This window comes from Sphingomonas sp. FW306-05-A (assembly GCF_058782275.1).
In genome coordinates this window covers 1,810,672-1,821,473 of sequence record NZ_JBYSXN010000001.1, presented here as the reverse complement: position 1 = coordinate 1,821,473, position 10,802 = coordinate 1,810,672, and the positions used below count along the sequence as shown (strand labels likewise).

The window sequence follows — 10,802 nt, the reverse complement described above, 5'->3', positions numbered from 1 at the left end:
AAGAATGGGTAAGCTATACTTCCGATAGGATATACCTATCGGACGACCGCACGCAACATGTCGGCAATCAACTTATAGGCGGGTGCCCGACCGGCACCCGTACGCCACAGCAGGCCGATTTCGCGATACGGCCGGCCGCCCGCAAAGGGGCGCACGACCACGTCGTCACCGTCGCGGATTTCCTGGCGGACGTAGAGGTTCGGCAGCAGCGCGAGACCCATGCCCATCCCGGCCATCTGCCGGATCGCGTCGAGGCTGGTGCCTTCATAATCGTTGAGCACGACCGCGCCGACCTCTTCGGCAATCACGGCGACCTGTTGCGCCAGGCGATAGTCCGCGACGAGCGTCAGGAGGTTTTGCCCCGCCAGATCGCCGACGGTCACGGACGTCTTCTGGCTGAACGGATGATCGGCGGCCATCGCCAGATACAGCGGCTCGCGGAACAGGCGCTCGCTGTGGAAGCCGCGCCCTGCAACGGGTAACTGCGCGAGGATCAGGTCGTGATCCCCGGCCGTGAGGCCTGCCGTCAGCGCAGAGGGGAGCCCTTCGCGCACGTGAATCCGCAGCGTCGGATGTTCGCGGTGCAGCCGCGCGACAAGGCCGGGGAGCAGATAGGCGCCGAGCGTCGGCGACACGCCCAGCCGGATCGTGCCGACCAGCGCGTCGGCCGACGCCGCACGGACGTCTTCCAGGTCGACCAGATCGAACAGGATCCGCCGCGCCCGCTCCAGCAGTTCACGCCCGAGCGGGGTCAGGATCGCGGGACCACCGCGCTCGAACAGCGGTGCACCGAGGATCGTCTCCAGCGCGCGGATCTGTTGCGAGAGCGATGGCTGGGACACCCCCATCCGCTCGGCGGCACGCGTGAAGCTGCCGGCTTCGGCGAGCGCGACGAAGTAGCTGAGTTGGCGGATCGTCGTTCGTGGGCGCTGCATGGGGCATGGTACCGAGCCGCTACGCCTTTGGCACGCCCGAAGAGATTGCGGGGTCCTTGCGGGGAGAATGCGGGGGCGGGATCTGGCGTACCTAAAGCCCCTCCCCCTCGGGGGAGGGGTTGGGGTGGGGCAGTCCAGCAGAACCCAATTCTCTGCGAGGCACCGCCCCCACCCCCGACCCCTCCCCTGAAGGGGAGGGGCAAGAAGAAGGGATCACGCCAACCTCAACATAAGCCCCTCCCCATCGGGGGAGGGGTTGGGGTGGGAAGTCCAGCAGAACCCAATTCTCTGCGAGGCACCGCCCCACCCCAACCCCTCCCCTGAAGGGGAGGGGCAAGAAGAGGGGGCACCCCGACCGCAACTAAAGCCCCTCCCCCTCGGGGGAGGGGTTGGGGTGGGGAAGTTCAGCAGGACCTACTTCTCTGCGAGGCACCGCCCCACCCCCGACCCCTCCCCTAAAGGGAAGGGGCAAGAAGAGGGGGCACCCCAATCGCAACGCCGCTGACCGGCCTGTCGCGCGAACCCTCAATCCCGGAACAGCAGCGGGGCCATCTCGTGCAAGCTGCGGCGCCACGTCAGGAACTCGTGCGCCGTGTTGGGCGAAACGTAGAACGCACTGTTAATCCCGGCGGCCTTGATCGCTGCCGCATTCGCGCGCGGATCGGGGCGGGGGCCGCCGCCGGGCGCGGGCGGGCGGTTGCCTTCGAGTTCACGACTGCCGAAGCTGACGAACACCAACTTCACCTTGTCCTTGAACCCCGGCGTTGCGCCGACGTCGTCCATCCCGACCGTGCCGCCGCTCAACAGCCCGATATAGGCGAACGTGTCGAGGTTCTTGGGCGCGATCAGCTTCGTCTCGAAGCCGCCCATCGACAGGCCCGCCATCGCCCGATGTCGCGCATCGGCAACGGTCCGGTAGGTGCGGTCGACATACGGAACCAGTTCGTTCAGCAGCACCGTCTGGAAGGGCCGGATGTCGAAGCTCGCAAGCCCGCCCGGGCTGCCGGGTTTGATCTCGTTCGTCATGCCGTAGGTCATCACGATGATGAAGGGCAGCGACTTTTTCTCCGCGACCAGATTGTCCATGATCAGGTTTGCATGGCCCTGGTTGCTCCATGCGGTCTCGTCTTCGCCCCAGCCGTGCTGGAGGTACAAGACGGGGTAGCGGGTCTGCGGCTTGTCCCCGTAACCGGGGGGCGTGTAGACCAAGGCGCGACGTGGCGTGCCCGTACTCGGCGACGGGAACAGGATCTGCTCGACCCGGCCATGCGGCACGTCCTTCAGCGCGTAGAAATCGGCATCATGCGCCGGTATCTCGATCCCGCTTTCCCAGCGGGTCGATCCATAGAAGTTCAGCGCGCCTGGGTCGTTGAACGTGCCGCCATCCACGGTGACGTGGTAATAGTGAAAGCCTTCGTCGAGCGGACCTTCCGACGTGCCGATCCAGGTGCCATCGGGTGCCTTGGCAAGAACGGTACCGCCGCGTCCGCCCAACCCGAGGCTGACCTTCACGGCTGTAGCCTCCGGCGCGACGATCCGGAAACGCGCATAGCCTTGCGAGTTCACCTGCGGGTATTGCTGTCCGGGTTGGTTGAGCGATGACGGCTTGAAGTCTTCGGAAATGGACGGCGCAACTGTCTGCGCACCAAGCGGGAAGGCCGAAATACCGGCCATCAACAACGCTGCTGCTATGCGTTTCATCATGCTCTCCCTGAAGTGTTCGTGCCGCCCTGTTTGGCGATCGACTGATCTTGACCAAGGTATTGCAACAACCTTTGCCGCCCGCAACGCCTTAATCTGCAAACGCTACCTGTTCTGTGCGAATAGTGCCAGTGCCAGCTGTCTTGTTGTTGTCGTCCGAGACGTGGGGCCGCAGAGGCTTCATCACCACGCCTATCCGGCCAAAGTCCGTGCCGGCTCGGAGAGGGGCGACCGTGGGGCCATCAATCCCTGTTTGCACACGCGATCGGATCGCCTAGAAGGCGCTATCCCCGGGGGGCCGCTGACGCGCGGCTGAGAGGTGGGCTGCAGCCCATGACCCGCTGAACCTGATCCGGCTGATACCGGCGTAGGGAGGGTTGGCGGAACGTCCGTCGTCCTTCCGTGTGGAGTGGACGTAAGACAATGCCAGCAATGATTTCGTATGATGGGTTGAGGAGCCGGCGCAGGGCGTTGGTGCTGACGGCGGTGCTTCTGACGGTGCCGGCATCCGCATGGGCACAACAGACCACCGAAGACACCGCGGACATTCGCGTCACCGGACACCGCGATCCCGAAGGACTGTTGCCCGACCAGACCGCCCCCAAGGCGGTGAGTGAGATTTCTGCCGACTTCATCGTCAAGCAGGCCCCGACGCTGAATGCGTTCCAGCTCGTCAACCTGTTGCCGGGCGCAAATGTGGCATCGAGCGACCCGTACGGCCTGTCGACGAGTTCGAGCCTGACGCTGCGCGGGCTGGGGCAGGATCAGATCGGCGTCCTGATGGAAGGCGCGCCGCAGAACGATATTGGCTATTATTACGCGTATCCGTCGCAGTTCGCCGACCCGGGCAACCTGCGCACGATCACCCTGGCGCAAGGGTCGGTGGACATTGATTCCCCGACCGTGGGCGGGGCAGGCGGGCTACTGTCGCTGACGCTCGACGACCCCAAGGCCGCGCCGCAAGCACTGCTCGACGTGTCGCTCGGCTCGTACGATGCGCGGCGGGTGTTCGCACGGGTCGATACGGGTGAGATCGGGCGGACGGGCGTGAAGGCGTTCGTTTCCTATTCGTACACACGCGCGGACAATTGGCGCGGGGCTGGCTTCGACACGCGCCAGCATGTCGACGCCAAGCTGCTGCGTGACTGGGGCGACGGCAACCGCGCCAGCCTGGCGCTGTCGTACAACAACGCCAATGCATCGAGCTATCCCAGCCCGACACTCGCCGACTGGCAGGCCCAGGGGCGCGGGTTCAACTATGATGCGCGCTACACCGCGGGAAACACCAATTACTGGCGGCTTTACCGGGCCCCGTTCCGTAACCTTTATGCGTCGGCTCCGGTGCATCTCAAACTGAACGACCGGCTGACGCTCGACAACACGACCTATTTGCAGTTCGGCTACGGCAATTCGCCGTACGGCACGCAGCTTGCCACGACCGGCAACTTCCTCGGCAATGAGGAACTGACGCAGCCGATCGTTCTGCCGGGCGCGGTGGATGGCGTCGCGACGGTGCTCGGCAATTACACCGGCGACCAGATGCGCACCGGCAATGTCACCACGCTGACGTTGCAGGCGGGGATGCACCGGATCACGGGCGGCCTTTGGTTCGATTACGGGACGGACCGGGTCACGCAGACGTACACCAATGTCGATCCGGACGGGAACCCGACCGACCGATGGGGATACCGCGACAGGGCGATCCAGACTGCGGATGGCCGCCTGCTCGCTTATGAGAATCAGCGCACCGTCACGGTGACCAAGGGCTTCTTCCTCGCCGACAGTATCGCGCTCACCCCGCGCCTGACGCTCGACGCCGGTTTCAAGGGCGTCAACTTGCTGCGCAATGGTCGCAACTATCTCCCGGGGCCGCAAACGCGGGTCCGCAAGGACAGTTTCGCCGCCTTGCCGCGTGCCGCGATCCATTATGCGTTGAGCGATCGTCAGCAGATTTTCGCCAACATCACGACCAATTTCCGGACGCCCAACGAATTCACGCTCTACGACAGCTATGACGGCGGCGTGGTTTCTACCCGCGGGACGAACGCGCTGAAGAACGAATATTCGGTCTCGCAGGAGCTTGGCTATCGCTACATCGGGCCCAATCTGTCCGCATCGGCGACTGCCTTCCACTACAAGTTCCGCAACCGGCAACTGGCGACGGTGATCGACGTCGGCGGCGCGCAGGTGAACTCGACGCTCAATGCCGGGGGGCAGACAACGTACGGAGTCGATGCGGAAATCGATTATCGCCCGGCGAAGGGCGTCAGCGTCTATCTTTCGGGCGAGTATCTGCACGCGCGGATCGACGATGATCTGCCGGTCGGCGGCGATTTCCTCCCCACGCGCGGCAAGCATGCGGTGTCCAGCCCGAGCGTCCAGTTCGGCGCGGGCGGCACCTATGATGACGGGCATTTGTTCGGCAGCATCGCGGGCAAGTATCTCGGACCCCAATATGCGACGTTCATGAACGACGAGCGGATCGCGGGCTATGCGACGCTCGACCTGTCGGTCGGCGTTCATCTGGCCGACTGGATCGACGGGAAACGCACGGATCTGCGCGTTAACGCGATCAACGTGACCAATCCGCACGTGCTTGCGGGGGTGCAGGCGGTCAGCACCAACGCACGTGATGTCGTGGGGAGCGGGGGCACGGTGATTTCGGGCTATGCCCCGGCCTATTACATCGGCAGCGGTGCGGCGGTCATCGCGACCGTGTCGCGTAGCTTCTGAGCATGGCCAAGGCCGCACCCGCGTCCACCGGGCATCTGGTGCACGGCATGGGCACCGCGTTGGAGACGCCCGCCTGGCCCATGATCGAGGTGGGCGAGGCCGACGCGGTCCTTGCCCGCTTTCCGGCGGCGGGCCGTATCGAGCGATTGCTGTGGCATTCGCCGCGGCCGTTTTCCGCGGCGACGCTGATCGATACGACGCGCGGGCAGTTCCTGCTGAAACGGCATGATCGCCACGTGCGGTCCGCGGTGGAGCTGTCTCAGGAACATGCGTTCGTGTCGCATCTCGCGGCGGCCGGAATATCGCTGCCCGAAATCATGCGGACGGCGGACGGTGCCAGCGCCCTGGCAATGGGCGAGGGGACCTTCGAGCTTCAGCGTCGCGCGACCGGGGCCGACCTGTATCGGGACAGGCCGTCCTGGACCCCGTTCCTGTCCTATGGCCACGCGCACGCGGCGGGTGTCGCGCTTGCCCAGGTGCATCAGGCGTCCCGCGCGTTCGCCGCGCCGGCGCGCACGGTGCAACCGCTGGTCGCGAGCTTCACCATCCTGCCGGCGAGCGATCCGATGGCGGCGGCAGAGGCCTATGTCGCGGCACGCCCCACGCTGGCGGCTTTCCTCGCCACCTTGCCGTGGCGCAAGGAACTGGAGCTGCTTTTCGAAGCACTGGCGGGAGGGCTGGCGGCGCGCCTTGCCGATCAGCCTTCGCTTTGGACGCATAACGATTGGCATCCGTCCAATCTGCTCTGGGCTGCGGACGGCACGGTTGCGACGGTGTTCGACTTCGGATTGTCCGACCGGACTTGCGCGCTGCACGACCTCGCCACCGCGATCGAGCGGACGGCGGTGGAATGGCTGCGACTGGGTGACGACGATGATGCCATCGCCGATCCGGCGGCGGCGCTGTCGTTGATCGCGGGCTATGCGACGATCCGGCCCTTGAGCTGCGCCGAGATCGAGACAGTCGTTCGACTGCTGCCGCTGGTGCATATCGAATTCGCCCTGTCCGAGATCGCGTATTTCGCAGGCGTCTTGGGGGATCCTGCGGCCGCGATGCATGCCTGGGACGCGTATGTCATTGGCCATGCCCAATGGTTCCTGTCCGCACCCGGCCAGGATTTCATGGCGCAGGTCGGCGCGGCGGCGGGCGGTTGATGTCGACGCTGGAGATCGTCGCGGTCGTCGTCAGCTTCCTGGCGATCTGGCTGACGGCACGGCGCAATCTGCTGTGCTGGCCGCTCAACCTCATCGCGTGCGGCCTGTATTTCAAGCTGTTCCTCGACGTGCGCCTCTACGCCGACATGGTGCTGCAGGCGGTGTTCGCCGTTGGTATCCTGTATGGCTGGCTGGTCTGGGCGCGGGGCAAGCGTGATACGGGGGCGGTCGTCGTGGTGCCGCTGAAACGATCACACGCGCTGATGGGGCTGAGTGGCGGGGCGATCGGTGCGATTGCGATCGGATGGTTCACCAGCCATCATACCGACGCTGCACTACCGTGGATCGACGCCACTCTCAGCAGCTTCAGCCTTGTCGCACAATATTGGACGGCGCGGCGACATTGCGAAAACTGGCTGCTGTGGATAGTCGTCGATGTCGCCTACGTCGGCATGTTCGCTTTTAAGGGGCTGACGCTGACCGCTGGATTGTATGCAGCCATGATCGGACTGGCGATCGCCGGATATCGCGAGTGGCGGCGGGCGGGGCCTGCTGCATCCATCGTCTGACAGACGGATTTTCGTGCGGACCGCCGCGCCACCATAGGCTAGGATCAGCCTGCGACTTTGAGGGCCTTGTCAAGCATCTGCAGTTCGATCGGGGTGAGCCCAGCGCGCGGATCGTCATTGAGCCGCCGTGGAACCTGTGCAGCCCTTTTGGACAGAGCCGATCCGTAAGTCCTGCGTACCATGTTCTGCTTCCTGAAGAACGAGTTAACCAATCCCGCACGCAAACGCCGACCTGCTCTGACAGTTCCATACCGCGTAGAAACGGCCATCATCAGGCTGTGCCGGATTGGTACGGCCCGGTTCGATCCCCCCCGGTCACTGATAGCGCAGGGCGTTCTCGAACCCTTCGTTCGTCTTGACCATCTTCGCCAGCTTCCGGAGATAGCTACGCACATGTCGTTCGAAACGCACGTCGTCGTAGATCCCCGTTACGGGATAGTCGTCCTGCCCGATGAGGTCCTTGATGCGCTTGGCAAACGCAGGCTGGTCGTTGACGTCAGCAGCGCCCTGAAGCCTGCTGCAGACCCATTCCTCGGCGGCGGCCTTGTCGTAATCGTCGCAAGCCTCATAGCCGCGCCGATCCGCTGCCGCCTGGTCCAGCTTCGCCGCCGCCACGCGCCGCGTCAGCCAGTTCCGAACTTGTTCACCGTCCCATATCTTTGTCGGGTTGCTCATCGCGTGCTCCAATAATCGTGCCCATGGCGGCAAGGATCGTTCGTGCGTGAACGAGCCTGCCGGCCAGTCCGCGGCAGGCCAACGGCGCTTGTCTTTCCGCGGCGGCCAAGGCAACCCCGCGCAATGCATACCGAGGCAAATCTGGAAACCATCCTGCTCGGGCCGGTCCTCCCCGACCGCGTATGTGGTGACTGCACCGTCTGTTGCACCGTCCTGACCGTGGATACGCCGGAGTTTCGGAAGCCCGGCGAAACGCCCTGCATGCACCTCACGCCACAGGGGTGCGGCATCCATGCGACGTGGCCCACGATCTGCCGAACGTGGTTCTGTGCCTGGAGACGCACCGCGGCGATGCCGGAGCAGGCGCGTCCGGATCTGTCCGGCCTTCTCGTCTCGCTCAATTTCGAACGCGCGCCGCGCAATTGCTTCGAAGGCGTGTCGATCATCGTCCGCACCACCAGTCGCGGCGGTGCGATCGACAAGGGCATGGCCGGGGCCGTTCTCGACAGCCTGTGTCATCAGCTCGTACCCGTCTGGTTTAGCGACGGGACGAAGAAGATGTTGATGCACCCGACGGACGACGTGGCCAGCCTGGTCCTGTCCGGAGAGACGGCCCCTGCGCACCTGCGAGACGAAGTTGCGGCATGGCGCGAGCATTACGGGGTTTTCGGCACCGAGGCCTAGCGATTCTGCTGGTGGGTGGACCCGGGTAGCGGGGGATTGCGGACGCGCACAAGATCAGGCGACCTAAACGCTGCTCGACCGTTGTGCGGTGCAGAGGAGTGCAATGCCATGTCCCGCCGTATTCTGATCACCGGTGCCAGCGTTGCCGGCAACACCGCCGCATGGTGGCTTGGCCGCGCCGGTTTCGACGTGACCGTGGTCGAGCGCGCACCTGCGTTCCGTGATGACGGGCAGAATATCGACGTCCGCGGTTCGGGGCGCGAAGTGCTTCGTCGGATGGGGCTTGAGCAGTCCGCTCTGGAACAGGGCACCGGGGAGGAAGGCACGGCTTGGGTCGATGCAAACGGCCACATCGCTGCGCAATTCCTGACCGCGGATCAGGACGGCGACGGACCCACCGCCGAGATGGAGATCCTGCGCGGCGACCTCGCCCGGCTGCTCTACGAGCCCGCCGCGGAGCGCGCAACTTACCGCTTCGGCGACAGTGTGACGGCGATCGTCGAGGACGATGAGGCCGCCTGCGTCACCTTCGCCAGCGGGCGGACGGAGCGGTATGATGCGGTCATCGTGGCGGAGGGCGTGGGCTCGGCAACGCGCGCGCACGTTTTTGCACAGGAGAACGCGCCGCGCTGGATGGACCTGACGATCGCCTATTTCACCATTCCGCGCGCGGCGGATGATGACCGGCTCTGGCGTTGGTACAACGCGCCCGGGGGTCGAAGCGTGTCGTTGCGACCCGATCGCCACGGCACGACACGGGTCATGCTGTCGGTCCAGCAGCCGCCCGGCGGCGAACAGGATTGGAACCAGGAGCGCCAGAAGACATGGCTGCGCAAGCGGTTCAGCGATGCCGGCTGGCAGTCCGCGCGCGTGCTGGACGGCATGGACACAACCGACGACTTCTATTTCGACGTACTACGTCAGGTGCGGATGCCGCGCTGGTCGAAGGGCAGGGTTGTGCTGACCGGAGATGCCGCGTGGTGCGCCACGCCGATCGCCGGGATCGGTACGACGCTGGCGATCACCGGGGCCTACGTGCTGGCCGCCGAGATGGCGCGGTCCGACGATGTCGTAGCAGCGTTTGCCGCCTATGAGCGCGCGATGCGCCCGATGGTCGAGGATGCGCAGGGGGTCCCCAAAATCGCTCCGCGACTGATGAATCCGCACAGTCGGCTTGGCATCCGTCTGCTGCATGGTGCGTTAAGCGTGGCAAGCCGCCCCGCTGTGCGCGGCATCACCGGCAAGCTGTTTGGCGGTAGCACGAAGGAACCCGACTTGTCGCAATATGATCAAAACCGCACGGACGGGTCTTCCGACGCACCGGAACGCGCTGTGACGGCAGCCGGAAAGGGCGCACTGTCGCCGCTGCTGGCGCTCGGCGCGGTTGGTCTCGTGCTTGGCGTGAGTGCGGTCGTTGGGCGGCGCAACGCGCCCGATCCCTCGCATCCCCGGATCCGCAAATGGTATCGCGGGCTCGACAAGCCCGGTTTCACGCCGCCCGATGCGGCGTTCGGGGCAGTGTGGCCCGTGCTCGAGACCGGGCTGGCTGTCGGCGGGTATCGGCTGTTGCGCCAGCCCTCGGGCACCGCGCGCAATACTGCCGTCGGATTGTGGTTGCTCAACACCGCGATGGTCGGCGGCTGGACGCAATTGTTCTTCCGCGAGAAGCAACTCGGCGCGAGCGCCGCTGCATCGGGCGCGATGGTCGCGTCGAGCGCCGCTTACGTCGCCGCGGCCGCGCGGGTGGACAAACCGGCGGCTGCGGTCGGGATCCCCTTCGTTGCGTGGCTCGGTTTTGCGACTCTGCTTGCCGAACGGATCTGGCGCGACAATCCGGAAAAGGGGCGATGAGCCAGTGAGGCCCAAGCCCGATACGCCCGCCCCGGGACAGGAAAGTGTCTGGCGCTATCCGCGGCCGGCGATCGCCGAGCCAAGTCGCCGCCGGATTCATATCGAACACGCCGGAATCATCGTCGCCGACACCAATGCGGCGGTGCGCACGCTCGAGACGAGCCATCCGCCGAGCTGGTACATCCCGCCGGATGCAATCACGCCCGGCCTGCTGCGTCCGTCGACCCGCCGTTCGTTCTGCGAATGGAAGGGCGAGGCGCGCTACTGGCATGTCCAAATAGCCGGACGCACGTTCAATGACGTGGGCTGGAGCTATGCGAACCCCACTCCTGCCTTCGCGATCCTTCGGGATCATGTCGCGTTCTACGCGGCACCTTTCGACCTGTGCGCGGTCGATGGCGAGCGGGTGATCCCCCAGCCCGGCGGTTTCTATGGGGGCTGGATCACGTCCGACCTTGCAGGGCCGTTCAAGGGCGTCCCCGGCAGCATGGGATGGTGAG

Annotated in this window: 9 protein-coding genes and 1 riboswitch; of the genes, 6 read left to right on the top strand and 3 right to left on the bottom strand. The window is 65.2% G+C overall.

The annotated features are described in order from the left end of the window. Positions 1 to 35: 35 nt before the first annotated feature. Complete coding sequence (locus AC3WJR_RS08165) at positions 36 to 935, bottom strand: hydrogen peroxide-inducible genes activator (protein WP_492723807.1); 900 nt, start codon at positions 933 to 935, stop codon at positions 36 to 38. 525 nt (positions 936 to 1,460) lie between these two features. Continuing rightward, positions 1,461 to 2,636, bottom strand: a complete 1,176-nt coding sequence (locus tag AC3WJR_RS08160; RefSeq protein ID WP_492723805.1) for an alpha/beta hydrolase-fold protein — start codon at positions 2,634 to 2,636, stop codon at positions 1,461 to 1,463. A 281-nt stretch (positions 2,637 to 2,917) separates the two neighbouring features. After that, a riboswitch (TPP riboswitch) is annotated at positions 2,918 to 3,027 on the top strand. Positions 3,028 to 3,059: 32 nt separating this feature from the next. Here AC3WJR_RS08160 and AC3WJR_RS08155 point away from each other — a divergent pair. The 3 genes from AC3WJR_RS08155 to pnuC are packed head-to-tail and all read left to right on the top strand — an operon-like array spanning position 3,060 to position 7,092. Then, on the top strand, positions 3,060 to 5,369 hold the full coding sequence (locus AC3WJR_RS08155; RefSeq protein ID WP_492723803.1) for a TonB-dependent receptor: 2,310 nt from the start codon (positions 3,060 to 3,062) through the stop codon (positions 5,367 to 5,369). Between the two features lie 2 nt (positions 5,370 to 5,371). Next, entirely contained in the window at positions 5,372 to 6,523 is a 1,152-nt protein-coding gene (locus AC3WJR_RS08150) for a phosphotransferase enzyme family protein (protein ID WP_492723801.1), read from the top strand. Next, on the top strand, positions 6,523 to 7,092 hold the full coding sequence (pnuC, locus tag AC3WJR_RS08145; RefSeq protein ID WP_492723799.1) for a nicotinamide riboside transporter PnuC: 570 nt from the start codon (positions 6,523 to 6,525) through the stop codon (positions 7,090 to 7,092). Before AC3WJR_RS08150 ends, pnuC begins: the two co-directional genes overlap by 1 nt. Before the next feature lie 315 nt (positions 7,093 to 7,407). Here pnuC and AC3WJR_RS08140 read toward each other — a convergent pair whose 3' ends face one another. Further along, positions 7,408 to 7,779, bottom strand: coding sequence for a hypothetical protein (locus AC3WJR_RS08140; protein ID WP_492723797.1), 372 nt, complete (start codon positions 7,777 to 7,779; stop codon positions 7,408 to 7,410). Positions 7,780 to 7,890: 111 nt separating this feature from the next. Between AC3WJR_RS08140 and AC3WJR_RS08135 the strand changes: the two genes are divergently transcribed. The 3 genes from AC3WJR_RS08135 to AC3WJR_RS08125 all read left to right on the top strand — a co-directional run bounded on the left by AC3WJR_RS08135 (position 7,891) and on the right by AC3WJR_RS08125 (position 10,801). Next, complete coding sequence (locus AC3WJR_RS08135) at positions 7,891 to 8,451, top strand: YkgJ family cysteine cluster protein (protein ID WP_492723795.1); 561 nt, start codon at positions 7,891 to 7,893, stop codon at positions 8,449 to 8,451. A 108-nt stretch (positions 8,452 to 8,559) separates the two neighbouring features. After that, a complete protein-coding gene (locus AC3WJR_RS08130) occupies positions 8,560 to 10,302 on the top strand; it encodes a tryptophan-rich sensory protein (RefSeq protein WP_492723792.1) in 1,743 nt (580 codons plus the stop codon). 4 nt (positions 10,303 to 10,306) lie between these two features. Further along, positions 10,307 to 10,801 (top strand): DUF427 domain-containing protein, encoded by a 495-nt coding sequence (locus tag AC3WJR_RS08125; protein ID WP_492723790.1) that lies wholly within the window; start codon positions 10,307 to 10,309, stop codon positions 10,799 to 10,801. Position 10,802 lies beyond the last annotated feature (1 nt).

What these genes read in the sequence shown, in the direction of transcription:
- AC3WJR_RS08165 (WP_492723807.1), bottom strand. Translation starts at nt 935, where the DNA reads ATGCAGCGCCCACGAACGACGATCCGCCAACTCAGCTACTTCGTCGCG.
- AC3WJR_RS08160 (WP_492723805.1), bottom strand. Translation starts at nt 2,636, where the DNA reads ATGAAACGCATAGCAGCAGCGTTGTTGATGGCCGGTATTTCGGCCTTC.
- AC3WJR_RS08155 (WP_492723803.1), top strand. Translation starts at nt 3,060, where the DNA reads ATGCCAGCAATGATTTCGTATGATGGGTTGAGGAGCCGGCGCAGGGCG.
- AC3WJR_RS08150 (WP_492723801.1), top strand. Translation starts at nt 5,372, where the DNA reads ATGGCCAAGGCCGCACCCGCGTCCACCGGGCATCTGGTGCACGGCATG.
- pnuC (WP_492723799.1), top strand. Translation starts at nt 6,523, where the DNA reads ATGTCGACGCTGGAGATCGTCGCGGTCGTCGTCAGCTTCCTGGCGATC.
- AC3WJR_RS08135 (WP_492723795.1), top strand. Translation starts at nt 7,891, where the DNA reads ATGCATACCGAGGCAAATCTGGAAACCATCCTGCTCGGGCCGGTCCTC.
- AC3WJR_RS08130 (WP_492723792.1), top strand. Translation starts at nt 8,560, where the DNA reads ATGTCCCGCCGTATTCTGATCACCGGTGCCAGCGTTGCCGGCAACACC.